This is a genomic window from Streptomyces sp. NPDC021622 (assembly GCF_040640795.1).
In the GTDB taxonomy this organism is placed as follows: domain Bacteria; phylum Actinomycetota; class Actinomycetes; order Streptomycetales; family Streptomycetaceae; genus Streptomyces.
In genome coordinates this window covers 538177-564745 of sequence record NZ_JBFACK010000002.1, presented here as the reverse complement: position 1 = coordinate 564745, position 26569 = coordinate 538177, and the positions used below count along the sequence as shown (strand labels likewise).

Annotated in this window: 23 protein-coding genes; 15 read left to right on the top strand and 8 right to left on the bottom strand. The window is 69.6% G+C overall.

What is annotated here, in order from left to right; translation table 11 throughout:
• Positions 1-2: 2 nt before the first annotated feature.
• Positions 3-2279 (bottom strand): protein kinase, encoded by a 2277-nt coding sequence (locus AB0G47_RS06980; protein ID WP_360764828.1) that lies wholly within the window; start codon positions 2277-2279, stop codon positions 3-5.
• A gap of 250 nt (positions 2280-2529) precedes the next feature.
• Here AB0G47_RS06980 and gcl point away from each other — a divergent pair, with 250 nt between their 5' ends.
• Positions 2530-4317 (top strand): glyoxylate carboligase, encoded by a 1788-nt coding sequence (gene gcl, locus AB0G47_RS06975; protein ID WP_360765154.1) that lies wholly within the window; start codon positions 2530-2532, stop codon positions 4315-4317.
• Between the two features lie 103 nt (positions 4318-4420).
• Positions 4421-4996 (top strand): YdeI/OmpD-associated family protein, encoded by a 576-nt coding sequence (locus AB0G47_RS06970; RefSeq protein WP_360764825.1) that lies wholly within the window; start codon positions 4421-4423, stop codon positions 4994-4996.
• A gap of 401 nt (positions 4997-5397) precedes the next feature.
• Here AB0G47_RS06970 and AB0G47_RS06965 read toward each other — a convergent pair whose 3' ends face one another.
• The 3 genes from AB0G47_RS06965 to AB0G47_RS06955 all read right to left on the bottom strand — a co-directional run bounded on the left by AB0G47_RS06965 (position 5398) and on the right by AB0G47_RS06955 (position 8960).
• Positions 5398-6855, bottom strand: coding sequence for a catalase (locus AB0G47_RS06965; RefSeq protein WP_360764822.1), 1458 nt, complete (start codon positions 6853-6855; stop codon positions 5398-5400).
• A gap of 287 nt (positions 6856-7142) precedes the next feature.
• Complete coding sequence (locus AB0G47_RS06960) at positions 7143-8033, bottom strand: 2-hydroxy-3-oxopropionate reductase (RefSeq protein ID WP_360764819.1); 891 nt, start codon at positions 8031-8033, stop codon at positions 7143-7145.
• A 99-nt stretch (positions 8034-8132) separates the two neighbouring features.
• Positions 8133-8960 carry a TIM barrel protein gene (locus AB0G47_RS06955; RefSeq protein ID WP_360764816.1) on the bottom strand — a complete coding sequence of 276 codons (828 nt, stop codon included), beginning with the start codon at positions 8958-8960 and terminating at the stop codon, positions 8133-8135.
• Positions 8961-9085: 125 nt separating this feature from the next.
• Between AB0G47_RS06955 and AB0G47_RS06950 the strand changes: the two genes are divergently transcribed.
• The 10 genes from AB0G47_RS06950 to AB0G47_RS06905 all read left to right on the top strand — a co-directional run bounded on the left by AB0G47_RS06950 (position 9086) and on the right by AB0G47_RS06905 (position 18256).
• Positions 9086-9346 carry a hypothetical protein gene (locus tag AB0G47_RS06950; protein ID WP_266871818.1) on the top strand — a complete coding sequence of 87 codons (261 nt, stop codon included), beginning with the start codon at positions 9086-9088 and terminating at the stop codon, positions 9344-9346.
• Complete coding sequence (locus AB0G47_RS06945) at positions 9343-9711, top strand: helix-turn-helix domain-containing protein (RefSeq protein WP_360764813.1); 369 nt, start codon at positions 9343-9345, stop codon at positions 9709-9711. The genes AB0G47_RS06950 and AB0G47_RS06945 overlap by 4 nt, the downstream gene beginning before the upstream one ends.
• Positions 9712-9891: 180 nt before the next feature.
• Complete coding sequence (gene uraD, locus AB0G47_RS06940) at positions 9892-10413, top strand: 2-oxo-4-hydroxy-4-carboxy-5-ureidoimidazoline decarboxylase (protein WP_360764810.1); 522 nt, start codon at positions 9892-9894, stop codon at positions 10411-10413.
• Positions 10410-10799 (top strand): hydroxyisourate hydrolase, encoded by a 390-nt coding sequence (gene uraH / locus AB0G47_RS06935; RefSeq protein WP_360764807.1) that lies wholly within the window; start codon positions 10410-10412, stop codon positions 10797-10799. The genes uraD and uraH overlap by 4 nt, the downstream gene beginning before the upstream one ends.
• Before the next feature lie 5 nt (positions 10800-10804).
• A complete protein-coding gene (gene pucL, locus AB0G47_RS06930) occupies positions 10805-11728 on the top strand; it encodes a factor-independent urate hydroxylase (protein WP_360764805.1) in 924 nt (307 codons plus the stop codon).
• Between the two features lie 64 nt (positions 11729-11792).
• A complete protein-coding gene (locus AB0G47_RS06925) occupies positions 11793-13205 on the top strand; it encodes a nucleobase:cation symporter-2 family protein (protein ID WP_360764803.1) in 1413 nt (470 codons plus the stop codon).
• Between the two features lie 45 nt (positions 13206-13250).
• A complete protein-coding gene (locus AB0G47_RS06920; protein ID WP_360764801.1) occupies positions 13251-14651 on the top strand; it encodes an 8-oxoguanine deaminase in 1401 nt (466 codons plus the stop codon).
• A gap of 353 nt (positions 14652-15004) precedes the next feature.
• The gene (locus tag AB0G47_RS06915) at positions 15005-16363 is read left to right on the top strand and encodes a nucleobase:cation symporter-2 family protein (RefSeq protein WP_360765152.1); all 1359 of its coding nucleotides are present in this window, start codon (positions 15005-15007) and stop codon (positions 16361-16363) included.
• 100 nt (positions 16364-16463) lie between these two features.
• Entirely contained in the window at positions 16464-16922 is a 459-nt protein-coding gene (locus AB0G47_RS06910) for an RDD family protein (protein WP_360764799.1), read from the top strand.
• A gap of 92 nt (positions 16923-17014) precedes the next feature.
• On the top strand, positions 17015-18256 hold the full coding sequence (locus tag AB0G47_RS06905) for an MFS transporter (protein ID WP_360764797.1): 1242 nt from the start codon (positions 17015-17017) through the stop codon (positions 18254-18256).
• Here the strand turns inward: AB0G47_RS06905 and AB0G47_RS06900 are convergent.
• Entirely contained in the window at positions 18213-18461 is a 249-nt protein-coding gene (locus AB0G47_RS06900; RefSeq protein WP_360764795.1) for a DUF397 domain-containing protein, read from the bottom strand. The two genes, AB0G47_RS06905 and AB0G47_RS06900, sit on opposite strands and share 44 nt — an antisense overlap.
• On the bottom strand, positions 18458-19285 hold the full coding sequence (locus AB0G47_RS06895; RefSeq protein WP_360764793.1) for a helix-turn-helix transcriptional regulator: 828 nt from the start codon (positions 19283-19285) through the stop codon (positions 18458-18460). The genes AB0G47_RS06900 and AB0G47_RS06895 overlap by 4 nt, the downstream gene beginning before the upstream one ends.
• A gap of 156 nt (positions 19286-19441) precedes the next feature.
• On the opposite strand from AB0G47_RS06895, the gene AB0G47_RS06890 reads away from it, so the two are divergent.
• Complete coding sequence (locus AB0G47_RS06890) at positions 19442-19864, top strand: ATP-binding protein (protein WP_360764791.1); 423 nt, start codon at positions 19442-19444, stop codon at positions 19862-19864.
• On the opposite strand, the gene AB0G47_RS06885 is transcribed toward AB0G47_RS06890, so the two are convergent.
• Positions 19861-21432: an FAD-dependent oxidoreductase gene (locus AB0G47_RS06885; RefSeq protein WP_360764789.1), complete on the bottom strand. Its 1572-nt coding sequence runs from the start codon at positions 21430-21432 to the stop codon at positions 19861-19863. The genes AB0G47_RS06890 and AB0G47_RS06885 overlap by 4 nt on opposite strands.
• 188 nt (positions 21433-21620) lie before the next feature.
• Here AB0G47_RS06885 and AB0G47_RS06880 point away from each other — a divergent pair, with 188 nt between their 5' ends.
• Together AB0G47_RS06880 and AB0G47_RS06875 are read left to right on the top strand one after the other, a co-directional pair.
• Positions 21621-22583, top strand: coding sequence for an ATP-binding cassette domain-containing protein (locus tag AB0G47_RS06880; protein WP_360764788.1), 963 nt, complete (start codon positions 21621-21623; stop codon positions 22581-22583).
• 11 nt (positions 22584-22594) lie between these two features.
• Complete coding sequence (locus AB0G47_RS06875) at positions 22595-23347, top strand: ABC transporter permease (RefSeq protein WP_360764786.1); 753 nt, start codon at positions 22595-22597, stop codon at positions 23345-23347.
• Here the strand turns inward: AB0G47_RS06875 and AB0G47_RS06870 are convergent.
• Positions 23331-26561 (bottom strand): BTAD domain-containing putative transcriptional regulator, encoded by a 3231-nt coding sequence (locus AB0G47_RS06870; RefSeq protein WP_360764784.1) that lies wholly within the window; start codon positions 26559-26561, stop codon positions 23331-23333. The two genes, AB0G47_RS06875 and AB0G47_RS06870, sit on opposite strands and share 17 nt — an antisense overlap.
• Between the last annotated feature and the right edge of the window lie 8 nt (positions 26562-26569).

Genomic DNA, 26569 nt, shown 5'->3' with positions numbered 1-26569 from the left:
GGTCACCCCGTGCCGTCCGCGCTGCCGATGACGATCGGGCCCTCGTCCTCGTCGAGGATGCTGAACACGGCGGCCCGGCCGCCGTGCACCACGACCGTCGCCCCGCCGCCGAAGTCGCGGGCGTTCCCGATGGTGCCCCCGGACGTGACGTCCCCGTCGTCCAGGTCGAGCCGCTGGAGCCGGGCCTCGCGGCTGAATCCCTTGCTCTCGTCCCCGTCGGCCACCAGGACCCCGCGGTCGTCCACGCCGAGGACCATGGCGCTCGTCCCGTCGGTGTAGGGATGCCGCCAGCGCACCTTGCCGGTGGCCGCGTCGACGGCTAGCACCCCGAAGCCCTTCTTGTTGTAGTACTCGGTGACGACGACGTCGCGCCAGCCCTGCGGCCCGTCGAACGCGGACCCGAAGCCGCTGGTGGTGACGGTCCCGAAGGACTGCTTGTTGGCGAGCGGCTTCCCCGGGCGGCCCTTGGCGTCGAAGGTCTGCAGGGGCAGGTCCTTGGAGTCCTCGACGAAGAGCATCGCCGACACCGGCTCGGCGGTGGCCAGCGTCATCCCGGTCACGTCCTCGGGAAGCTGGGTGGCCCAGCGCACCGAACCGTCCTTCGCGTCGATCTCGCGTACGCGGGCGCGCCGCTGCCCGTCGTCGCCGCAGGTGGCCGACTCGACGACGGTGGCCCGGCCCACCAGGGCGGTCTGGAGTACGCAGCCCTTGGCGAAGTAGGGTCGCCGCCACCGCCGGTCACCGTCGCCGACCGCGTAACCCGCCTCGTCCGCGGCGGACAGGACGACGACGGTGTCGCCCGCGATGCCGACCCGCGTCCAGGCCCTGGGCGCGGGCGGATTCCGTACGGCCAGGGACTTCGACCAGGCGATGGCGCCGTCGGCCAGGTCGAGCACGGCCAGCTGGTCGCAGCCCTTCTTGAAGTCCGGGTCGGGGCCGTAGACGACGGCGCCGCGGCTCCCGTCGTCGGTGGCCGTCCGCGACATCGCGCACGGTTTGAGCCCCGGCTTCGGCGGCTTCGCGGTCCACAGGACCTTTCCGGTGGACGGTTCGAAGGCGCGGACCGCGTCCTCGTTCGCGCGGATCAGGGCCTTGTCCGTGAGCCAGACGCCGACCAGCTGCTGCCGGTCCTTGGACGTGTTGCTGCCTTCACCGGCGGCCGGCGGCTCGGGCCGCTCGGCCCACTCCTGCGACCACGATCCGTCCAGGGGTACGTTCCCGAGCGGGCTCACGAGGTCGCCGATGGGCCGCATGGCGCGCGGCCCCAGGGCCTCGGTGACCTTGCCGAGCCGCTTCGGGATCTTGTCGCCGTCGGGCCGGGCCCCGCCCGCGGAGCCGGAGCCGGAGCCGGAGCCGGAACCGGAGCCCGAGCCCCCGGACCCGCTCCCACCCCCGCTCTCCTCGCCCGGCACGAGCAGCAGCCCCGCCACCACGCCCGCCACGGCGAGCAGCGTGCCCGCCACGGTGAACGCCCGGCGCCTGCTGCCCGGCAGCGGACGCCCCGCCATGCGGGCGACGGTGCGCGGGGCGGGACGGGCCGCCGGGGTCTTGGCGAGGCAGGCGGAGATCAGCGGAAGGAGCTCCTCCGGGACGCCCGCGAGGTCAGGATCGGCGTGCACGGTGCGGTAGCCGACCGCGTCGGAGGGGCCGCTGCCGAAGGGGGCGCGGCCGGTCGCGGCGAAGGCGAGGACCGCGCCGAGCGAGAAGACGTCGGCGGCGGGCGTGGAGACGCCCTGCGTGAGGTGCTCCGGGGCCGCGTATCCCGCGGTGCCGGGCGTGGCGCCGCTCGCGGTGAGCCGGGTGCCGTCGGTGGCCCGCGCGATGCCGAAGTCGATGACGCGGGGTCCGGCGGGGGAGAGGAGCACGTTCGACGGCTTGAGGTCACGGTGTACGAGCCCGGCGCGGTGGATGGTGCTGAGCGCTCCGGCCAGGGCGCCGGCGAGGGAACGTAACTCGGCCACCGGGAGCGGACCGCCCTCGCGCACGCGCGCGGTGAGTGTGGGACCCGGGACGTACTCCGTGGCGAGCCAGGGCACGGCGGCGCCGGGGTCCGCGTCCACGAGCGCCGCGGTCCACGGGCCGCGGACCGCGCCGAGAGCGGCGATCTCGCGGGCGAAGCGGGCCCGGAACTCCTCGTCCCCGGCGAGAAAGCGGTGCACGACCTTGAGGGCGACCGTGCGGCCCGCGCCGTCGTGCGCGACATGGACTCTGCCCATGGCGCCCTGCCCGAGGAGCGGTCCGGTCGTCCAGCAGCCGAAGCGTTGCGGTGATGCGGCCACGGTCGACCCCCCGATGGTGTGGCCCGAATCCACCGACTGGGACGCCGTGCCGAGCGGCCCGGTTCCCGGATGTCTCTTGACGGTCTCCGTCACACCCCCCTACATTGCTTCCATATAGCAGAACATAATTTCCACAATGCGGAAACAGAAGCTCACCGCGGGGCGCGACGGGAGCCGAAACCGCCAGCCGTATCCGTCGGCCGCAAGGCCGTCGAAGCTGTCGAAGCTGTTGTCGAAGCAGGAGAACCCCATGGCTCGTATGACCGCTGCCCGCGCGGCAGTTGAGATCCTCAAGCGCGAAGGCGTCGTCAACGCGTTCGGTGTGCCGGGCGCCGCGATCAACCCCTTCTACAAGGCGCTCAAGGAGGGCGGTGGCATCGACCACACGCTCGCCCGCCATGTCGAGGGCGCCTCGCACATGGCCGAGGGCTACACCCGGGCCAACCCGGGCAACATCGGTGTCTGCATCGGCACGTCGGGCCCTGCGGGCACCGACATGATCACCGGCCTCTACTCGGCGACCGGTGACTCGATCCCGATCCTCTGCATCACGGGCCAGGCGCCGACGCACCTGCTCCACAAGGAGGACTTCCAGGCGGTCGACATCGCGACGATCGCCACGTCGGTCACGAAGATGGCCGTCACGGTCCTGGAGGCCGCGCAGGTCCCCGGCATCTTCCAGCAGGCCTTCCACCTGATGCGCTCCGGCCGTCCCGGCCCGGTCCTGATCGACCTGCCCATCGACGTCCAGCAGACCGAGATCGAGTTCGACCCGGAGACGTACGAGCCGCTGCCGGTCTACAAGCCGTCCGCGACCCGCGCCCAGATCGAGAAGGCGATCACCTTCCTGGTCGAGTCCGAGCGCCCGCTGATCGTCGCCGGCGGCGGCATCATCAACGCCGACGCCTCCGACCTGCTGGTGGAGTTCGCCGAGCTCACCAACACCCCGGTCGTGCCGACCCTGATGGGCTGGGGCACCATCCCCGACGACCACGACCTGAACGCCGGCATGGTCGGCCAGCAGACCGGCCACCGCTACGGCAACGCCACGTTCCTGGAGTCGGACTTCGTCCTCGGCATCGGCAACCGCTGGGCCAACCGCCACACCGGTTACAAGCTGGACGTCTACACCCAGGGCCGCAAGTTCGTCCACGTCGACATCGAGCCGACCCAGATCGGCAAGATCTTCGCCCCGGACTACGGCATCGCCTCCGACGCCAAGGCCGCCCTCGAACTCTTCGTCGAGGTCGCCAAGGAGCTCAAGGCCGCCGGCAAGCTGCCCGACCGTTCCGAGTGGGTCGCCTCCCACCTGGAGCGCAAGGAGACGCTGCAGCGCCGTACGCACTTCGACGACATCCCCATGAAGCCGCAGCGCGTCTACGAGGAGATGAACAAGGCCTTCGGCCCGGAGACGCGGTACGTCACCACCATCGGCCTCTCGCAGATCGCGGGCGCCCAGATGCTGCACGTCTACAAGCCGCGTCACTGGATCAACTGCGGCCAGGCGGGCCCGCTCGGCTGGACCATCCCGGCCGCGCTCGGCGTCGCCAAGGCCGACCCGGACACCCCGGTCGTCGCCCTCTCCGGCGACTACGACTTCCAGTTCATGATCGAGGAGCTGGCGGTCGGCGCCCAGCACCGCATCCCGTACGTCCACGTCCTGGTCAACAACGCCTACCTGGGCCTGATCCGCCAGGCCCAGATCGGCCTGGAGATCAACTTCCAGGTCAACCTGGAGTTCGAGAACCAGAACAGCCCCGAGCTGGGCGTCTACGGCGTCGACCACGTCAAGGTCGCCGAGGGCCTGGGCTGCAAGGCCATCCGGGTCACCGACCCGAACGACCTTGCCGCGGCCTTCGAGCAGGCCAAGAAGCTGGCTCAGGAGCACCAGGTGCCGGTCGTCGTCGAGGCGATCCTGGAGCGCATCACCAACATCGCCATGAGCCCCACGGCCGACATCAGCGCGGTCAAGGAGTTCGAGGAGCTGGCCACGGAGCCGGGCCACGCGCCGACGGCCATCCGGCCGCTGAAGGTGTGATGTGACGCTGCGCTGAGCTTTGGCAGGGGCGGTTCACCCGTGGGGGGTGGACCGCCCTTTTGTCATGGGCTCCTTTGTCATAGGCGCGAACTACCTTGGGCGGATGGAATCGCTCGCTGATCTGAAGGTCATGACCTGCGCGGACCGGGCCGAGTTGGAGGCCTGGCTGGAGGAGCACCACGCCGGCTCCCCGGGCGTCTGGGTCAAGCTCGCCAAGAAGGGCTCGGGGGTGGCCTCGGTGACGGCCGCGGAGGTCAACGACGCGGCGCTCTGCTACGGCTGGATCACCGGCCATCGCAAGTCGTACGACGACGTCTACTACCTGCAGAAGATCACGCCCCGCCGGCGGGGCAGCCTGTGGTCGAAGGTGAATGTCGACCGGGTTGCGGAATTGACCGCGGAGGGTCGTATGCGGGAACTGGGGCTGGCCGAGGTGGCCTTGGCGAAGGCTGACGGGCGATGGGAGGCGGCGTACGAGTCGCAGGCGACCGCGACGGTGCCGGACGACTTGGCTGCGGCCCTGGACGCGAGCCCCAGGGCTCGCAAGACGTTCGACGGGCTGACGAAGTCAGAGCGGTACGTGGTGCTGCACCGTCTGATGACCGCGAAAACCCCAGCCACGCGTGCCGCGAGGCTTGAACGGATGGTCGCGAAGCTAGGTGCGGGAGCGCCCCTTTAGGGGCGCGGGGAACTGCGCGACAAGCCACGACGCACCCGCAGACGTAAGAAGCCCCGCGAACCGCCAAAGCAGCGCACGCAAAAGAGCGCCGGGTCAGGGGACCGTCCCTGACCCGGCGCTCAGCTGAGGAGTTGTAGCCGTCCGACCGCGCGCGACTGGCGGAACATGCATACGCGCCGCCGGACGGAGACTTTGGTCCGCGGTGGCTGCGAATGGACGGGCGGGCTTCCTTCCCTCAGGTCGAGAAGGGAGCCGCCTGACCTTTACCACCGCACTGGCTCGCAGAGCCACCGCGGACTGCCCGCTTACCACGGGACCACCCCTCATCCGGGTCCGTGACGGTGCGGGCGTCGCGTCAGGGGAATGACCTCCCGTCATACCCCTGACGCAGCTGGGGAGTTCTAGTCCTCGCGCAGGGCGCGGACCGCCTCCTCCACGCGCTTGCCGTAGTCGGCGTCGGCGGCGTGGAAGTGGGCCAGGTTCTTCTCGATGACGTCGTCGCGGGAGACCTGGGACAGGCCGCCGGCGATGTTCGCCACCAGACGGGACTTCTCCTCCTCCGTCATCAGGCGGTACAACTCGCCCGCCTGGAAGAAGTCGTCGTCCTTGGTGTGGGCCGGGGCCTCGTGCGTGCCCGTGTGGCCGTTGACGGCGAGCGGGGCCGACAGGGCCTGGCCCGTCTCGGCGGGACCGTCGTACGAGTTGGGCTCGTAGTTCTTGCGGTCACGGCCGTACGCGTTGGACGCCATCAGACCGTCACGGCCGTAGTTGTCGGCCTTCGTCGCCTTCGGCGCGTTCACCGCGAGCTGGGTGTGGTTGACGCCCAGGCGGTAGCGGTGCGCGTCCGCGTAGGCGAACAGACGGCCCTGGAGCATCTTGTCGGGGGACGGACCGATGCCGGGGACGAAGTTGTTCGGGGAGAAGGCTGCCTGCTCCACCTCGGCGAACACGTTGTCCGGGTTGCGGTCGAGGACCAGACGGCCCACGCGCTGCAGCGGGTAGTCCTTGTGCGGCCACACCTTGGTGAGGTCGAACGGGTTGAAGCGGTACTCCGCCGCTTCGGCCGCCGGCATGATCTGCACGTGCAGCGTCCAGGACGGGTTCACGCCGCGCTCGATGGCCTGGAGGAGGTCCGTCTGGTGCGAGTTCGGGTCCTTGCCCGCGATCTCGGCGCCCTGCTCCGAGGAGAGGCTGCGGATGCCCTGGTTCGTCTTGAAGTGGTACTTGACGAAGAAGGCCTCGCCCTGGGCGTTCGTCCACTGGTAGGTGTGCGAGCCGTAGCCGTTCATGTGGCGGTACGAGGCGGGGATGCCGCGGTCGCCCATCAGCCAGGTGATCTGGTGCGTCGCCTCGGGGGCGTGCGCCCAGAAGTCCCAGACGTTGTCCGCCTCCTGCTTGCCCGTGAACGGGTCGCGCTTCTGGGAGTGGATGAAGTCGGGGAACTTGATCGGGTCCTTGATGAAGAACACCGGGGTGTTGTTGCCGACGAGGTCGTAGTTCCCGTCCTCGGTGTAGAACTTCAGCGCGAAGCCGCGCGGGTCACGGACCGCGTCCGCGCCACCGAGGTTGTCGGCCACCGTGGAGAAGCGCAGGAACGTCTCGGTGCGCTTGCCGACGGTGTTCAGGAAGTCGGCCGAGGTGTACGCGGTGACGTCGTCCGTCACCTCGAAGTAGCCGTACGCGCCGGAACCGCGGGCGTGCACCACGCGCTCCGGGATGCGCTCCCGGTTGAAGCGGGCGAGCTTCTCGAGCAGGTGCTGGTCCTGGAGGAGAAGCGGGCCACCGACGCCGGCGGTGGCGGAGTTCTGGTTGTCGGCGACAGGAGCGCCGGACTCGGTCGTAAGCACGCGCTTCGACATGTGTCGGGTGGGCCTTCCGTGCGGGAACTGCTGAGGTGACGCGAGCGTAAGTACGCCTGAACAGCTACGTCAACAGTTTGTTGAAGTTGAGGTTATGGTTCCGGGCCGCGGCGACGCCTGGGCGCGACAGGACAGGTGTCAGCGCCGCCACGGCCCGGAAGTTCGGTTGAGCTCTAAGCGCTCCGCTGGAAGTGCGGTGATGGATCCGCGGGCCGGTGGGGGCTGGTCGCGCAGTTCCCCGCGCCCCTTACGGGGCGCGATACCGCACCGGACTTCGTCGGGTCCGCTTAGAGCTCGGCGCCCGAGAGGCGCTCGACGGCGCGCAGCAGGGCGGAGTGGTCGAGGCCGCCGTCGCCCTGCGCGCGCAGGGAGGCGACCAGCTGGGCGACCACGGCGCCGACGGGCAGCGCGGCACCGACATTGCGGGCGGCGTCGGTGACGATGCCCATGTCCTTGTGGTGCAGGTCGATCCGGAAACCGGGCTTGAAGTCGCGGTTCAGGAAGTTGTCCTTCTTGCGGGTCAGTACGGTCGAGCCCGCAAGCCCTCCGTTGAGGACGTCGAGCGCGGCGGTCAGGTCCACGCCCGACTTCTCCAGGAAGACCACGGCCTCGGCGCACGCCTGGATGTTCACGGCGACGATCAGCTGGTTGGCGGCCTTCACGGTCTGACCCGAGCCGTGCGGACCGCACAGCACGATGGTCTTGCCGAGGGCGTCCAGGAGCGGCTTGGCCTCGTCGAAGTCGGCCTGCTCGCCGCCGACCATGATCGACAGTACGGCCTCGATGGCACCGGCCTCGCCACCGGAGACGGGGGCGTCCAGGACGCGCAGACCCTTCTCCTTGGCCGCCTTGGCCAGGTCCACGGAGGTCTGCGGGGTGATCGACGACATGTCGACGATCAGCGCGCCGGACTTGGCGTTCTCCAGGATGCCGTTCTCGCCGTACGCGATGGCCTCGACCTGCGGGGAGGCGGGCACCATCGTGACGATGACGTCGGCGTCCTTGACGGCCTCGGCGATCGACGTGGCGGCGGTGCCGCCGGCGGCGCTGAGCCGGTCCAGCTTGTCCTGCTCAAGGGTGAAGCCGGTGACGGAGTAACCAGCCTTGATCAGGTTCTCGGACATGGGGGACCCCATGATGCCGAGTCCGATCCACGCGATCTTGGGAAGGTTGCTCATTGGTGGAGCCTTTCTAACTGCGGAGTTTCGGGAGGGGGGTGCCCCCTGCTCCTTAAGAGCTTGGGGGAGGGCGGGAAAGATCCGCCGCGAAGCGGCGGTCTAGTCCGCAGTCGGCAGCCAGCCGAAGGACTCCGCGCTAGGACGGTCGCCGGCCTTGTACTCCAGCCCGACGTATCCCTCGTAACCGGCCTTGCGGAGCTGATCCAGCAGCTCCTCAAGCGGCAGCGACCCTGTCCCCGGGGCCCCACGGCCCGGGTTGTCGGCGATCTGCACATGCCCGGTCTGAGCGACGTACTGCTCAATGACGGCAGGCAGGTCCTCGCCATTCATGGACAGGTGGTAAAGGTCCATAAGGAACTTGGCGTTACCAAGCCCGGTAAGGGCATTCACCTTGTCCACCACGGCGACAGCCGCAGGCGCGCTGACGATGGGGCAGAGCGGCGACTCGGGCTTGTTGAGCGCCTCGATCAAGAGGATCGCACCGACCCGGTCGGCCTCCCGCGCCGCCAACGCCAGGTTCTCCAGAGCGAGTTCGTCCTGGACGGCGGGGTCCACGCCCTCCACCCGGTTGCCGTACAGCGCGTTCAGCGCCTTGCAGCCCAGGGACTGGGCGAAGTCCGCGGCCACCGAGAGGTTCGCACGGAACTTCTCACTCTCCTCGCCGGGGATCGAAAGCGCGCCCCGGTCGGGGCCCGGCAGCTGCCCGGCGTAGAAGTTCAGGCCCACCAGCTGTACGCCGGCGTCCGTGATCGCGGCCCGCAGGGCGTCGAGCTCGGACTGCTCGGGGGTGGGGGCGTCGACCCAGGGCCACCACAGCTCGACCGCTGTGAAGCCCGCCGCGGCGGCGGCCGCGGGGCGCTCCAGGAGCGGGAGTTCCGTGAAGAGGATCGACAGGTTCACATTGAAGCGCTGGTCGGAGTATCCCATGGGGCTTCCGCGCTCCTTCCGTATTGCGGAAGTTAATTTCTGTCTGATGGAAGATTGCCGTCGAGGCTCGGCCCTTGTCAAGAGGGGCCTCCCGGAAATCGGAAACGCGGCAGTAGGTTGGGCCCGTGCGATTGCGAGTGGAGTTCACGACCGAACCGTTCGACCTGGACGAGGCCCCGCCCCATGCGGTGGTGGCCCGGGAGGTCATTCAGGGAGCCGATCTCGACGCCGTGGACGTGGGTCCGTTCGGCAACACCGCGGAGGGTGGTGCCGACGAGGTCCTGACCGCCGTCGACGCCCTGCTGCGCAAGGCCCTGGCGGCGGGCGCCACCCGCGTCTCGCTCCAGGTGAACGTGCTCGGAGAGTCGGGGGAGGCCGCCGGATGACCGGGTCCAGAGACGACCACGACCCCTTCGTGGCCGCCGTCAAGCCGCTCGTGGACGCCATGGGCGGCGAGATGGTGCCGCCCTCCCAGGCGGGCACCGACGACGTCGTGCTCGCCTGGGAGGGGCAGGACGTGGTCGCCGTACGCCTTCCGCAGCTGGCGGACTCCCTCGACCACATCCTGCTGGCCCTGGAGCGCAAGCGGGGCATGCCCCTGTCCGAGCTCGACCGCAAGGCCAAGCAGGAGGTCGTACGGATACTCGAGGCGCGTGGCGCCTTCGCCGTACGGCATGGCGTGGAGACGGTCGCCGGCGCGCTCGGCGTCAGCCGTTTCACCGTCTACAACTACTTGAACCGCTCAACCTGAGCCCCAGCGGTTCGAGGAACCCCAGGTCATCGACCGTGTGAGGTCTACTACCGAGGCCGCCGTCCGGATACCGGACGGCGGTTTTCTGTAACGCGAAGTTTTCAACAAAGTGTTGACGTGGTGTTTCAGCTGGCGTTAGCTATCCGCAGCCCGTCCAGCACAAGGCCACGGAGGCTCCCCGTGACTTCGAGTACGACACCGGGTCTCGCCCGGTTCAACGCCTTGACGGAGAGCGCGGCAGCCGCCGCCCTCCACGAGGTCTGTGCCTCTTCGGCCTGGGGAAGCACATTGCTCTCCCAGCGCCCCTTCTCCACCGTCGAAGCCCTCTTCGCCGCCAGTGACGCCGCCACGGCCGAACTGGCCGACAAGGATCTGGCCGAGGCGATGGCGGGGCACCCGCCGATCGGCCGCCCGAAGCCCGGCGACCCCACCTCGTCCCGCGAACAGCGGGGCATGGCGGGGGCCTCCGAAGAGCTCAAGGCCGAAATGCTCGAACTGAACCTGGCCTACCAGGAGAAGTTCGGTCATGTCTTTCTGATCTGCGCCACCGGGGCGACCGGTGAGCAGATGCGCGATGCGGTCCGGACCCGGATCGGCAACACCGCCGAGCAGGAGCGCGACATCGTGCGCACCGAGCTTGGCAAGATCAACCGCATCCGGCTGACCCGCCTCGTCGAGGAAGCAGAGGAAGAGAACGCATGAGCACGGAAACCACCGCCTCGGTGTCCACGCACATCCTGGACACCAGCGTCGGACGCCCCGCAGAGGGTGTCGCCATCACGCTCACGGCCCGCAGCGGCCGGAACGCGGAATGGGTGACGCTCGGCGGGTCCGCGACCGACGCGGACGGGCGCTGCAAGGACCTCCCGGCCCTGCCGGAAGGCACCACCCACGTACGACTCGACTTCGAGGTCGAGGAGTACTTCGACAAGAAGCAAGCCGAGGCGCAGCAGGACGCCCCCCGCGTAAGGGACAGCGGTGCGTTCTTCCCGGAGGTGGCGATCACATTCGCCGTCACACCGGGCGAGCACTATCACGTACCGCTGCTGCTCAACCCGTTCGGCTACTCCGTTTACCGAGGGAGCTAGCAGACATGCCCACGATTCTCGGCCAGAACCAGTACGGCAAAGCAGAGAACCGCGTCGTCAAGATCACGCGGGACGGCGACACCCACCACATCAAGGACCTGAACGTCTCGGTCGCCCTCTCCGGCGACATGGACGACGTGCACTACTCGGGCTCCAACGCCAACGTCCTGCCGACCGACACCACCAAGAACACGGTGTTCGCGTTCGCCAAGGAGTACGGCATCGAGTCCGCCGAGCAGTTCGGCATCCACCTCGCCCGTCACTTCGTGACGTCGCAGGAGCCGATCCACCGCGCTCGGATCCGGATCGAGGAGTACTCCTGGGAGCGCATCGCGACCTCGGACAACAACTCCAAGTTCATCGGCTCGGACGAGGTCAACCACTCCTTCGCCCGCAAGGGCCAGGAGCTGCGCACCTCCCAGATCACCTTCGACGGCGAGAACTGGGAGATCATCTCCGGGCTCAAGGACCTCACGGTCATGAACTCCACCAACTCGGAGTTCTGGGGCTACGTCAAGGACAAGTACACGACGCTGAAGGAGGCGTACGACCGCATCCTGTGCACCGACGTGTCGGCCGCCTGGCGTTACAACTGGACCAGCGACGCGGACCGGATGCCCAACTGGGAGAAGTCGTACGAGCAGGCCAAGAAGCACATCCTGCAGGCCTTCGCCGAGACGTACTCCCTCTCGCTGCAGCAGACCCTCTACCAAATGGGTTCGCGCGTCATCAACAGCCGGAGCGAGATCGACGAGATCCGCTTCTCGCTGCCGAACAACCACCACTTCCTGGTGGACCTCGAGCCCTTCGGGCTGAAGAACGACAACGAGGTCTACTTCGCGGCTGACCGCCCCTACGGCCTGATCGAGGCCACGGTTCTCAGGGACGGCGTCCAGCCGAAGATCCCGGTCGACATGACCAACCTCTGACGCGGGACGCGCGCCCCCGCACCGCAGTGGGCGGGGGCGCGCCACACCGGAGGGAACAGCAGCAATGGCACAGCCTGCATCGGGGCCGGCGAAAGGCCCGTGTACCACCCCATCGGACATGGCCGACGGCGAGTCAACTGCCGCCTGCCATCCGGTGGATGAAAAGCTTCACCCCTCGCGGCTGTTCCCCGCCGCGCTCCAGCACATCGCCGCCATGTACGCGGGCGTCGTCACCCCTCCGCTGATCATCGGCCAGGCCTGCGGCCTGGACACCGTGGCCCAGACCCGGCTCATCGCGGCAGGGCTGCTCATCGCCGGTCTCGCCACCATCCTGCAGACGCTCGGCGCCAAGGGCTTCGTCGGCAACCGGCTCCCCTTCGTCAACGCGGCATCCTCCGCAGGCATCGCGCCGATCCTCGCCATCGCCGAGACCAACGCCAAAGGCGACCAACTCCCCGCGATCTACGGCGCGGTGATGGTCGCGGGCGTCTTCTGCCTCGCGATCGGCCCCTTCTTCGGCAGGCTGCTCCGCTTCTTCCCGCCGCTGGTCACCGGCGTCGTCATCACGCTCATCGGCGTCACGCTGATGCCCGTGCCCGTGAAGTGGGCGCAGGGCGGCGACGACACGGACCCGACCTTCGGCGACATGAAGTACCTGGCGCTCGCCGCCTTCACGCTCGTCGTGATCCTGCTCTTCCAGCGCTTCGGGCGCGGCTTCCTCAAGCAAGTCGCCCTGCTGGCTGGCATGTTCATCGGAACGCTCGCCGCGATCCCGTTCGGGATGGCCGACTTCAGCTCCGTGCAGTCCGCGCCGCTCGCCGCGCTGCCCACCCCCTTCGCCGCGGGCGCCCCCACCTTCCAGCCCGCAGCGATCCTCTCGCTCTGCATCGTGATGCTGGTCCTGATGACCGAGTCGGCGGCCGGGATGCTCGCCCTCGGAGAGATCTGCGACCGCAAGACCGACGGGAAGACCATCACCCGCGGCCTGCGCACCGACGGCATCGCGACCCTCGTCGGACCCGTCTTCGGCGGCTTCCCGACCTCGGCCTTCGCGCAGAACGTCGGCGTGGTCTCCCTGACACGTGTACGCAGCCGCTATGTCGTGGCCGTCGCGGGCGGCGCGCTCATCGTGCTCGGCGCCTTCCCGGTGCTCGGCGCGGTCGTCAACGTGGTCCCCATGCCGGTCCTCGGCGGCGCGGGCATCGTCCTCTTCGGCTCCATCGCCGTCAGCGGCATCCGCACGCTCTCCGAGGCGGGCCTGGACGACAGCTCCAACATCATCCTGGTGGCCGTCGCGCTCGGAGCGGGCATCATCCCGCTCGCCGCGCCCACCTTCTACGCCGATTTCCCGGCCTGGGCGCAGACCGTGCTCGGCTCCGGCATCAGCGCGGGCGCGCTCGTCGCGGTCTCGCTCAATCTGTTCTTCCACCATCTCGGCACCCGTGGCTCCACCGCCGCGGCACTCAAATCTTCCTAGGGTCATGCCGTGCCCACCTCGCCACTCACCCACAAAGGAAGCACCATGGCAGCATCGGCAAACCCCGACAGTGCGGTAGAGCGCATCGTCATCGAGAACGCCGCGATCGCGACGGTCGACGCCAGTGACACCGAGTACGCATCGGGGTACGTCGTCGTCGCGGGCAACAAGATCGAGTCCATCGGCGCCGGCAAGGCCCCCGAGGGACTGGAGAACGTCGTACGCCGTGTCGACGCGACCGGCCACCTCATCACGCCCGGCCTGGTCAACACGCACCACCACTTCTACCAGTGGATCACCCGTGGCCTGGCCACCGACCACAACCTCTTCAACTGGTTGGTGGCGCTCTACCCGACGTGGGCGCGCATCGACGAGCAGATGACGTACGCGGCCGCGCAGGGCTCCCTCGGGATGATGGCCCGCGGCGGTGTCACCACCGCCATGGACCACCACTACGTCTTCCCGAAGGGTTCCGGCGACCTGTCGGGCTCGATCATCCGCGCCGCCTCCGAGATGGGCGTCCGCTTCACCCTGGCCCGCGGCTCCATGGACCGCAGCGTCAAGGACGGCGGCCTGCCGCCGGACTTCGCCGTCGAGACCCTCGAAGGCGCGCTCGCCGCCACCGAGGAGACCGTCAGGAAGCACCACGACGCGTCCTTCGACGCGATGACGCAGGTGGCCGTCGCCCCCTGCTCGCCGTTCTCGGTCTCCACCGAACTCATGAAGCAGGGCGCCGAGTTGGCCCGCCGCCTGGGTGTACGCCTGCACACCCACGGCAGTGAGACGGTCGAGGAGGAGAAGTTCTGCCATGAGCTCTTCGGCATGGGCCCGACCGACTACTTCGAGTCGACCGGCTGGCTCGGTGAGGACGTGTGGATGGCGCACTGCGTCCACATGAACGACTCCGACATCGCCGCGTTCGCACGCACCGGCACGGGCGTCGCCCACTGCCCGTCCTCCAACGCCCGCCTCGCGGCAGGCATCGCCCGCGTACCCGACATGCTGAAGGCGGGCGTCCCCGTCGGCCTCGGCGTCGACGGCACCGCCTCCAACGAGTCGGGCGAACTCCACACCGAACTGCGCAACGCGCTCCTGATCAACCGCCTCGGCGCGCACCGTGAAGCCGCCCTGAACGCGCGCCAGGCGCTGCGCCTCGGCACGTACGGCGGCGCGCAGGTCCTGGGCCGCGCCACGCAGATCGGCTCCCTGGAGGCGGGCAAGCTCGCCGACCTGGTCCTCTGGAAGATCGACGGCATCGGGCACTCCTCGATCGCCGACCCGGTGACCGCCATCGTCTTCGGCGCGGCGGCCCCGGTCACGCTCTCCCTCGTCAACGGCAAGCCGGTCGTCGAGAACGGCCGCCTGCTCCACGTCGACGAGGACGCCATCGCCCGCTCCACGCGGGAGGAGGCACAGCGCCTCGCGCGGATCTCCGCCGAGAGCTGACACCTGGAACTCCGGTCAGGGGGGACGGCCCTTGACCGGACTTGAACAGCCGAGCGGGCTGTTCAAGTGCCGCCCCGGAACGTGGCCCAAAGCTTCACGTTCCCGGGGCGGTCAGTACTACCTGGGCGCACCACCCACAACTTCATACCGAGCAAGTCCTTGCACCACGCACCACCTCCCAGAAGCGAAGTGCCGGCACAGCCCGTACGCACTGGAAAACAACCGGAGGAGCCACAGTGGCCACAAAGCCCAGGTTCACCAAGCAAGGCACCACCCCAGAAACATCAGACAGCGACGGCGAGGGGTCCATACCACCCGTACATCCCGTAGACGAGAAGCTCCCACCCCTGAAGATGGCGACCACCGGCCTCCAGCACGTGGCCGCCATGTACGCGGGAGTCGTCGCCCCGCCGCTGATCGTCGGCGCGGCGATCGGCCTCTCTGCCAAGGAACTCACGTTCCTGACCGGCGCGTGTCTCTTCACCGCCGGACTCGCGACCTTCCTCCAGACGCTCGGCATCTGGAAGATCGGCGCCCGACTCCCCTTCGTCAACGGCGTCACGTTCGCCGGTGTCGCCCCCATGCTCGCGGTCGTCGACTCGACCAAGGACAAGGACGACGCGCTGCCGATCATCTTCGGCGCGGTCATCGTGGCGGGCCTCCTCGGCTTCATAGCGGCCCCCTTCTTCTCGAAGATGGTCCGCTTCTTCCCGCCGGTGGTCACCGGCACCGTCATCACCCTCATCGGCATCTCGCTCATGCCGGTGGCCTTCGGCTGGGCCCAGGGCCCGGTGCCGGGCGCCGACGACTACGGCTCGATGAAGAACCTCGGCCTCGCCGGCATCACCCTGGTGATCGTCCTGCTCCTGCGCCGCTTCACCACCGGCTTCGTCAAGCAGATCGCCGTGCTGCTCGGCCTCGTCGTCGGCACGCTCGTCGCGATCCCCTTCGGCGTCACGGACTTCAGCCCGGTCGGCGAAGCGGACATCGTCGGCTTCCCCACGCCGTTCCACTTCGGCGCCCCGCAGTTCGCGGCGGCGGCGATCGTCTCCCTCTGTGTCGTCATGGTCGTCTCCATGACGGAGTCCACGGCCGACATGCTCGCCCTCGGTGAGATCGTGGACCGCCCCGCCGACGAGAAGACCATCGCCGCGGGCCTGCGCGCCGACTGCCTCGGCTCGGCGGTCAGCCCGCTCTTCAACGGCTTCATGTGCAGCGCCTTCGCGCAGAACATCGGCCTGGTCGCGATGACCAAGATTCGCAGCCGGTACGTCGTGGCCGTCGGCGGCGGCTTCCTGGTCCTGATGGGCCTGTGCCCGATGGCGGCGTCGCTGATCGCGGTCGTGCCCCGCCCGGTGCTCGGCGGCGCGGGCGTCGTGCTCTTCGGCTCGGTCGCGGCGAGCGGCATCCAGACGCTGGTCAAGGCGAACCTGGAGAAGGACAACAACGTCCTGATCGTCGCCGTCTCGCTGGCCGTCGGCCTGATCCCGATCGCGGCGCCGGAGTTCTACCACGCGTTCCCGGAGACCGCGAAGATCATCCTGGACTCGGGCATCTCCACGGGCTGTGTCGCCGCGGTGCTCCTGAACCTGGTCTTCAACCACATCGGCGGCCGCAAGGACGACGACGATGTGACGGCTCCGATGGAGGCCGGGGGAGAAATAGCCGAACAGAGGGTGCACGAAGGGTCTTCCGCGGCGGGGGCCCACTGACGTAGCCGCGTGCGGAGTTCTTGTCCCGTGGGGGCACGGCTCCGCACGCGGCGCAGGCGACGCACCGAGGGTGCGCCGTCCACGCCTACGCTGGGGCACCGTGATCACCCAGCAACGAGACCTCACCCGCACGGCTGCCCCCGCCCGGCCCGCCACGCAGCCCCGCAGGCTCACCGCCGCGACCGTCGACGCCCTCATCGCCCTGATGTGCGGCCTTGCGGCCGCCGGGGCGACCGGCGTCACGGCGGCCGACGGGGTGGTCGAACTCCACGTGCAGTCCCCGACGGTGTGGGCCGCGGCGCTCGGCGCGTTGCTCGGCTCCTCGTTCCTGAACCACGTCCTGCTCACCCGCGCGACCCGCGCGAGCCTCGGCAAGCTGACGACGGGCCTGCGCGTCGTCCGCGCCTCCGACGGCGGCCGCCCCCGACTCCTCCCGCTCGTCGGCCGCTGGCTGTTCGGCTTCTACTGGACGGTGGTGTTCGTGCCCCTGCACCTCGCGGTGGACAGCGGTGTGGAGCAGCAGGATGCGGTGGGGATACGGGTGGTGCGCAGAAGCTGAGCGCTGCCGCTGCGGTGGATACATTGACGTCGGCACATTGACGTCGAATTCATGCCAGACCGGGGGCAGTTGGCGCTGATGGACTCGGCGTCATGCCCGCTCCCGCACCTGCTCCCGCTCTCCGCCCTCCGCTCAACGGCTGGCCCGCCGTTCTCTCCGTGACGATGGGGATCTTCTGCATCGTCACCACCGAGATCCTGCCGATCGGCCTCCTGACCCCCATCGGCGACTCCTTCGCCCTCTCGGACGGCACCTCGGGCCTGATGATGACCCTGCCCGGCATCCTCGCCGCCGTCGCCGCCCCCACCGTGACGGTGACGACAGGACGCGTCGACCGGCGGCGCATGCTCTGCGCCCTGATGCTGGTCCTCGCCCTGGCCAACTTCCTCGCCGCGATCGCGCCCGGGTACTGGCTGATGCTGGTCTCCCGCGTCCTCGTCGGACTCGTCATCGGCGCCTTCTGGTCCATCGGCGCCGGACTCGCCGCCCGCCTGGTCCCCGCGGCGCAGGCGGGACGGGCGACCGCCGTGATCTTCTCCGCCGTACCGCTGGGTTCCGTGCTCGGGGTTCCCGCGGGGACGCTGTTGGGTCAACTCACGGGCTGGCGTGCGGCGTTCATTGCGATGGGTGGTTTGACCCTGGCCGTTTTCGCCGCGCTGGTCGTGTCCGTACCGCCCCTGCCGCCGGAGCGGGTCACCCGGCTGACCGTGCTGCGGGACCTGCTGGGTACGGCTCGCGTGCGGGTCGGCCTGCTGGCCACGTTCCTCATCGTGACGGCCCACTTCGGTACGTACACCTACGTCACGCCGTTCCTGGCGGACGTGACGCATGCGGGCCCGCGGCTCATCACCGTGTTCCTGCTGGCGTACGGCGTCGCGGGCATCCTCGGCAACTTCCTCGCGGGAGCGTGGGTACGGCGTGAACTGCGCGCCACGTTCACGGTGGCCGCGTCGCTCCTCGCCGCCGCGACGCTGCTGCTGCCCGTACTCGGCACGGGGAGGGTGGGTGCGTTCGCGCTGCTGCTGGTGTGGGGCGTCGCGTACGGCGCCGTGCCGGTCTGCTCGCAGACGTGGTTCGTGACGGCGGCACCGCGTGCGCCCGAGGCGGCGTCCGTGCTGTTCACGTCCTCGTTCCAGGCGACCTTCGCGTTCGGCGCGCTGGCGGGTGGGGCGGTGGTGGACGCGTGGTCCACCACCGTGGTGATGGTTATCGGCGGGATCGTCGCGGTACTGGCGGCCGCCGGCACCGTTCTGCTCAGTCCAGGTACTCGAAGAGCTCGTCCCAGCGGCCCTACTGGTGTGTACGGGCGAGGCCGACGAAGGCCTGCCAGGTGATGGGGGAGAGGGCGAGTTGGGGGCCCTCGGGGTTCTTGGAGTCGCGTACGTGGATGGTGGTGGGGCAGGGGGCGATTTCCAGGCAGTCGCCTGAACTGCCGCTGCTGTAGCTCGACTTGCGCCAGGCCAGGGCGACTTCAACGCAGTCGTCGCCGGAGCTGCCGCTGTAACTGCTCTTGAACCAGGCGAGTTCGATGGTGCTCATTGCGCTCCTCGCAGTTGCTCCAACAGGCGCACGGAGTCCTCGGGAGTGAGGGCCTGTGAGCGCAGTTTCGCATACCGCATCTGCAGCGTACTGGTGACTTTCGGGTCGGCGACGAACTGTCCGCTCTCCTGCCCCTCGCAGTACCCGAACCACCTGTTGTCCGGCGTCTCCAGGAGCCGGATGGGTCCGTCGAGCCCGGGGTGCATGCCCCGCGTCAGCGGCATGATCTGCAACTGGATGTTGCGGGGCGAAGTGGTTTCAAGCGCATGCTCGATGAGCCCTTGGGTCGCCTCTGCGCCGCCCCGCCGAATGACGTACTCCTCGATGATGAAGCTGAAGTCCGTGTTGGGGCGCTCCCGTAGCAGCCGCTGCCGCTCCAGCCGGGCCGCGACCTGCTCCTCCAGTTCCTGGTCGGAGAGGAGCGGGACCCGAGAGCTGAACAGGGCCCGGGCGTACGCCTCCGTCTGCAACAACCCCGGAATCAACCGGCATTCGTACGTATAGAGATTCAGTGCCTCCTGCTCAAGCTGAGCCCAGCGGCGGAACCACGACGCAAGCCCCCGCTGCCGCGAAAGCTGATTAACCATCAGGCGAAGTGTGCCGAAGGCGTCCAGCGCGGCCTCGCACTGGTCGACGAACCGCGGCGGCGGAAACCTCCTCCCCTGCTCGATCGATGCAAGGAAGTGCGTGGAGTAGCCGATCTCGGGGGCCAGCGCTTCCTGCGTAAATCCGGCCCGCTTGCGGAAGCTCTTGACCGCCGCGCCGAAGGCCTTGAGCCCATCAGTCGGTTCGGGCTCATTGCTGCCCTGCGTACTTGACGACATCACGGGTATCCCCTGACGCTCGCTTACCTGTCCCCGCCAACTCGCCCATGGTCACGGTCGGTTACGCGTACTGTCCACACTTCGCACTCGTACAAATACGGAGCGTACGAGTTGGGGTCCTGGTGAGGGACGTGCCGCGAGGCCACGGTGGGCGCCATGCCACAACGAGCGCAAACCGCCACCCCCGTAAGTGTGTTCACGCAGCGTTTCAGCGCGACGCCCCGAGGTGCGCGTCTCGCGAGACGTCTGGCGAGGTACCACCTCGACGAGTGGGGACTGCCGTACGGCAGTGAACGCTCCGAGGCCGCGGCGCAGATCGTGGCCGAGCTGGCGGCGAACGCGGTGACGCACGGCCGGGTCGCGGGCCGTGACTTCGAGCTGCGCCTTGGGTGCGCGGACGGTGTCGTACGCATCGAGGTGAGCGATTGCCGTACCGAGAGCCGGCCGCCGCTGAACCCCCAACTGCCCGCCCCTGAGGAGGAGTCGGGCCGGGGTCTGCTTCTGGTGGCGGCGCTTGCGAGCGAGTGGGGCGTGGCCGAGCGGGAGGTCGGCAAGACGGTGTGGGCGCGGCTCGCCTAGGTCCGCTGATCCGGGCGGTCCGGGGCATCCGGTGTCTCGCGCGGTTCCAGCGGGCGGGTGGCCGGGCCGTGCAGGACGGAGCCGTCCGTGGCGAACCGGGAGCCGTGGCAGGGGCACTCCCACGCTCGTTCGGCGTTGTTGAAGTGCACCAGGCAGCCGAGGTGGGTGCAGCGCGCGGAGACCGCGCTGACCTGCCCGGCCTCGTCGCGGTAGACCGCGCACCGGTGGCCGTCCAGGCGTACGACGGCTCCGCTGCCGGGCGGGATGTCGGTCACCGCGTCGACGTGACTGGTGTGCAGTCGGTCGCCGATGAAGTGCTTGGCCACGGCCGCCTGGTGGGCGGCCAGTTCACCGGTGGCGCGGACCGGCGGCAGTCGGCGCGGGTCGAACAGCTCGGTCCAGGCGGGACGGGGCCCGCCCACGATGTGGGCGGTGAGCAGCCGGCCCGCCATGACGCCGTTGCTCATGCCCCAGCCGCCGAAGCCGGTGGCGACGAAGACGTGCTGGGTGCCGGGGTTGGCATGGCCGACGTAGGGCAGCCGGTCGACGGAGTCGTTGTCCTGCGTCGCCCAGCGATAGACGGAGTCCGCCTGCGCGAAAGGCGGCAGGGACGCGCTCGCCCAGGCGTCGAGGCGGGCGAACCTGCCACGGACGTCGTCGCCCGCACCCGGTTCGAACGACTCACCGGTCACGATGAGCAGCCGCCGACCTTCGTCGTACGGGGCGCTGCGCACCGAGCGGACCCGGTTCTCCGGCGTGATGTACATGCCCGTGGGCGCCGCGTCGGCCGGCACCGGCGCCGCGATCACCAGCTCACGCCGGGGTGTGAGCAGGGTGAAGAGCAGGCTGTGGTCGAAGACGGGGTAGTGCGTGGCGATGACCGTGTCGCGCGCCCGGACCGTGGCTCCGCTCTCGGTGGTCAGCCGGCAGACGTGGTCCTCGTGCAGGGCGGTGACCCGCGAGCGCTCGAAGATGCGTCCACCGGCCGTGATGATGTTCTCGGCCAGTGCGAGCAGGAACTTCCGCGGATGGAACTGCAGTTGGCCGCCGACGCGTACCGCCCCGGAGATGTCGAAGGGGAGTTCCGTGTCGGTCACGAAGGAGGCGTCAAGGCCGGCCCGCCGTGCCGCCGCGGCCTCCTGCTCGATCTCGTCGACGCGTTCGGGGTCCTGTACGTAGGTGAAGGCGGGGGCGCGTTCCAGCTCCGCGTCGATGTGCAGCTCGTCGCAGAGGGCGGCGGTGCGGTCCACGGCTTCCTGCTGGGAGCGCGCGTACAGCCAGGCCGCGTCGGCGCCTTGCTTGGCCTCCAGCCGCGCGTAGATCAGACCGTGTGCGGCGGTCACTTTGGCCGTGGTGGCGCCGCTCACGCCGGCGGCGATCCGGTCCGCCTCCAGGACGACCACGTCGAGGCCGGCGCGGACCAGGTCCCAGGCGGTGCAGAGCCCTGCGATGCCGCCACCGATGACGGCGACGTCCGCGGTCAGGTCCGCGTCGAGGGGCGGGTAGCCGGTACCGGGGGTGGTCGCCATCCAGTAGGACTCGTCGGTGGTCGGGCGCTGCGCATTCATGTCTGTCTACCCCTGTCGGTCAGGTGGGCCGGCCCCGCGAGACTGCGATGGGTGGCCAGGCTCGCGCAGAACCGCGAAGCCGGCATACCGCAGGGATCCCAATGGCCGAGTGCCCTCCCTCGCGCGTGTCAGTCGCGGTGTCAGGGCAGTGACAGGTGGGTGTCAGGCCCGGCCCCGATGGTTGAGCCATGACTTCAGCGATCGCAGTCGCAGGACTGCACAAGGCATACGGCGAGAAGGTCGTCCTCGACGGCATCGACTTCGATGTACCCGCGGGTTCGGTCTACTCCATGCTCGGCCCGAACGGGGCGGGCAAGACGACGACGGTGAACGTCCTGACGACCCTGATGAAGGCCGACGCCGGGACGGTGCGGATCGCCGGGCACGACGTGGCCACCGGCACCAAGGGCGTGCGCTCGGCCATCGGCGTGACGGGTCAGTTCGCCGCGGTGGACGAGCTGCTCTCGGGCCGGGAGAACCTCCAGCTGATGGCGGACCTGAAGCGTGTCCGCTCCGGCGGCAAGCTGGTCTCGGGGCTGCTTGAGCGGTTCGACCTGGTGGAGTCGGCGGACAAGCTGGCGGCGACCTACTCCGGCGGCATGCGCCGGAAGCTGGACCTGGCGATGACGCTCGTGGGCAGCCCGCAGATCATCTTCCTCGACGAGCCGACGACGGGCCTCGACCCGCGCAGCCGGCGCACGATGTGGGAGATCGTCCGCGAGCTGGTGGTCGAGGGCACCACCATCTTCCTCACCACCCAGTACCTGGAAGAGGCCGACGAACTCGCCGACCGCATCGCGGTCCTGAACAAGGGCAGGATCGCCGCCGAGGGGACGGCGGAGGAGCTGAAGCGGCTCATTCCCGGCGGTCATGTGCGGCTGCGGTTCTCCGACCCGATCGCGTACCGGTCCGCGGCCGTCGCGCTGCGCGAGGTCACCACGGACGACGAGACGCTGTCCCTGCAGATCCCCAGCGACGGCACCCAGCGCGAACTGCGTTCGATCCTCGACTGGCTGGACTCGGCCGGCATCGAGGCGGACGAGCTGACCATGCACACCCCCGACCTCGACGACGTCTTCCTCGCCCTGACCGAGCACACGAACGACACGAACGACACCAACGGCATCACCACGGAGGCGATCGCAAAGTGAGTACCGCATCGATGGCAACGACACTGGCCGACTCGGCGATCATGCTGCGCCGCAACGTGAAGCACACCCTGCGCAACCCCACCACGATGTTCAACGCGGTCCTGTTCCCGATCGTCCTCATGCTCATGTTCGTCAAGGTGCTCGGCGGCGGATTCGACGTCGGTGAGGCCTACATCGACTACGTGACACCAGGTCTGCTCGTGATGGCCGTCGGCTACGGCCTCGGCGCCACCGCGACGGAGGTGAACTCCGACATGACCAAGGGCGTCATCAACCGCCTCAAGGTCATGGACGTATCCCGCGGCGCCATGCTCAGCGGCCACGTCGTCATCACCACACTGCGCGCCCTGGTGGCCTGCGCCGCCATCATCGGGGTGGCCTTCCTGATGGGGTTCGACCCGGGCGCGAGCGCCCTCGACTGGCTCGGCGTGCTCGGGATCGTCGTGCTCTTCGGCTTCGCGGCCAGCTGGCTGACCGTCGCCATGGGGCTCTCGGCGAAGACCGTGGAGTCGGCGGGCATGTCCACCGTGCCGCTGGTCATGCTGCCGTTCCTCAGCAGCGCGTTCGTACCCGCCGACACGATGGGGACCGGCGTACGGCAGTTCGTGGAGTACCAGCCCTTCACCCCGATCATCGAGACCCTGCGCGGACTGCTCGCGGGCAACCCGTCGGGCGGCGACGCCATCGCGGCCGTCGCCTGGTGCCTCGGGATCGCCCTCCTCGGGTACGTCTGGGCGGTCTCCACGTTCAAGAAGCGAGCGTGACCTCGACCAGCAGGGACCAGTCGGTCCGCGTCCCCTCCAGAGCCGCCTCGGCGAACTTCTCCTCGCCGAGGCGGCTTCGGGCGCTCTCCTCGATCCGGGCCACGTCCGGGTGGGAGCTGTCCGGCAGCCCGCGCACGACCCCGCCCGCCGCGAGCAGCCGCGCGGCCTGCTCGTACTCGCCCTGGCGCAGCGCCAGGTCCGCGACCCCGACGAGCACCCCCGCGGTCAGCGGCGCTATGCCCGCCTCGGCCGCCGCCTCGCAGGCCGCCGCGCGGTGTGCACGGGCCTCGCCGATGTCGTCGGCGAGGTAGCCGAGCAGGTCGTGCGTCATGGCCCGGACGTACGTCTGCTCGGCGTCGTCGCCCAACAGGGCCTTCGCGACGCCGAGTTGGTCCCGCGCCTGCTGGGCGTCACCGTCCCACCGGGCGAGTTCCGCCTTCGCGAGGGCCAGTTCGGCCAGCGCGTCGGGCCAGGCGACGCGTTCCGCGTACCGCTCAGCCTCGGCGATGGCGGCCGCGGAGGCGCTCTTGTCGCCGAGGAACCAGTAGAGCCGTGCCTGCAGCGACCGCATCCGGATGATGTCCTCGGTGGCACCGACCTCGGTGACGACCGCAATCGCTTCTTCGTAGCGCTCGCACGCGGCGGCGAACTCGCCGTGCATGGCCATCCGGTCCGCCAGCTCGGTCAGGGCGAAGGAGATCCCGAACCGCTCGCCCAGCGCCCGGAATTCGGCGAGCGACCTCTCCAAGTACGCGTCCGCCTCCCGCCCTTCGTGGCCGAGCATGATCCGCATCTTGCCGAGGTGGAGCCGGGCAAGGGCGCGCACCCAGGGGTCCTCGTCGTCGAGGACCAGTTCCCATGCGGGCAGGAACGCGTCGGGCTCGGCCTCCAGCATGCGTATCAGCGGGGCGACGAGGCCCAGTGCCGGGTGGCGGCGCCGCCCGCTCCGGTCGCTCTCGCTGAACCGGTGCGCCTCGCGGATCCACCGTTCCGCCAGGTGCTGGTCGCCCCGCCCGGCGCTCGCGAACATCGAGACCACCGCGGACACCGTGGCCCGGACGTCGTCGCTCACTTCACCCGGCACCTCGGCGGCCGCGGTGAGCAGCTCGTAGCCTTCGGTCCTGCGTCCGCTGAGCCACCAGTACCAGCCCGCGCCCGCCGCGAGCTCCATCGCCTTCTGCGCCTCGCCCGCGGCGAGCGCGCCGCGCATGGCCGCGGCGATGTTGTCGTGCTCGGCCTCCAGCCTGGCCAGCCAGTCCAGCTGCTCGGCGCGGCGCAGGTGCGGTTCCGCCGTCTCGGCGAGCTCGGTGAAGAAGGCGAGGTGCGCCTGGCGCGCGAGCTCCGATTCCCCCGCTTCCGCGAGCCGCTGCCCGGCGTACTCCTTGATGGTGCCGAGCATGCGGTAGCGCGGGGCGCGGTCGTCCTCGGCGCGCAGCAGCGACTTCTCGGTCAGCGAGGTGAGCAGCTCGAGCACCTGCCAATGCTCGATGCCGTCTCCGCCGTCTCCGCCGTCTCCGCCGTCTCCGCCGTCTCCGGTGTCCCCGGCCTCCCCGGTGTCTCCCGAGCAGACCCGTTCGGCCGCCTCCAGGCTCGCCCCTCCCGAGAACACCGAGAGCCTGCGCAGAACCGTCCGCTCGGCGTCGCTGAGCAGCTCCCAGCTCCAGTCGACCGCCGCGCGCAGCGTCTGGTGGCGCGGCAGCGCGGTCCTGCTGCCGCCGGTCAGCAGGCGGAACCGGTCGTCGAGCCGGTCGGCGAGCTGCTCGACGGACATGGTGCGCAGGCGGGCAGCGGCCAGTTCGATGGCCAGCGGCATTCCGTCGAGGGCCCGGCAGATCCGCACCATGGTCGCCAAGGTGCGCTCGTCCGCATCCAGGTCCCGGCGCACCGCCCCGGCCCGGTCCCGCAGCAACTGGACGGCGGGCGATGACTCGATGTCCCCCGGGCCGGCATTCCCCTTCGGCAGGGCCAGCGGCTCGACCTGCCAGAGCGCCTCGCCGGTGATGCCGAGCGGTTCCCGGCTGGTCGCCAGGATCCGCAGCCGCCGGCACTCCCCGAGCAGCCGGTGCGCGAACATGGCCGCGGACTCGATCACATGCTCACAGTTGTCCAGGATCAGCAGGGCGTCCCGCTCCCGGATCGCGGCTATGAGCCGGTCGGTCAGCTCCGTGTTCGCGGAACCGCCCAGCAGGGCGTCCCGCAGCCCGAGCGCGGCGAGCGTCGCCTGCGCCACATCGCCCAGGTCGCCGTCCGCGCCGACGGCGGCGAGCTCCACGACCCAGGCGCCGTCCGGCAGTTCACCGAGCAGCGTGCGCGCGGTTTCCGTGGCCAGCCTGGTCTTGCCCGCGCCGCCGGGCCCGATGACGGTGGTGAGCCGATGCCCGGCGACGAGCTCACGGACGGCGCCGACAGCGGCGCCCTCACCGACGAAGCTGGTCAACTCGGCCCGCAGATTGGTCTTGCGGGGCTTCTCCTTGGGCGGCCCCAACTCGCCCCGCAGCAGCGCGACATGCAGCGCGGCAAGCTCCGGAGAGGGATCGACCCCCAGGGCATCGGCCAGGGCCTCCCTCGCACGCTGATACACAAGGAGGGCCTCGCTGTCGCGACCGGCGGCGGCGAGGGCACGCATCTGAGCGGAGACGAGCCGTTCCCGCACGGGGTGCGCGGCCACGAGGTCGGTCAGTTCGCTGACCATCTCGGCACCGCGCCCGAGGGTGACCTCCGCGTCGGCCCGCTCCTCGGTGGCGGTCAGCCGCAGCCCTTCGAGCCGGTCGACGGCGGCGTCGAACGCGGCGCTGTCCTGCAGCCCGACGTCCTGCATGGCCGCGCCACGCCACAGTTCGAGCGCTTCCCGCAACAGCCGCGCCCGCCCGGAGCCATCCTCGCTGCGGGCCTGCCCTGCGGTGACGAGCCGCTCAAACCGCACGGCATCGACATCATCGGCCTCAACAACCAACCGGTAGCCGTCAGTCCGCCCTTCGATCACCCCGGCAGGCAACACCTTCCGCAGCCGGGAGACGAGCCGCTGCAGGGCGTTCGTCGCATCGGCGGGCGGGTTCTCCCCCCAGATCCAGTCGACGAGCGACGCCTTCGGCACCGCGTGCCCCGGCCTGAGCGCGAGGGCGATCAACAGGGCGCGCAGCCGCGCGCCCGGCACGTCGATCAGGCTGCCGTCGCCCGCGCGCACTTCAAATGGACCGAGCATCCGGATCTGCATCCGCCGAT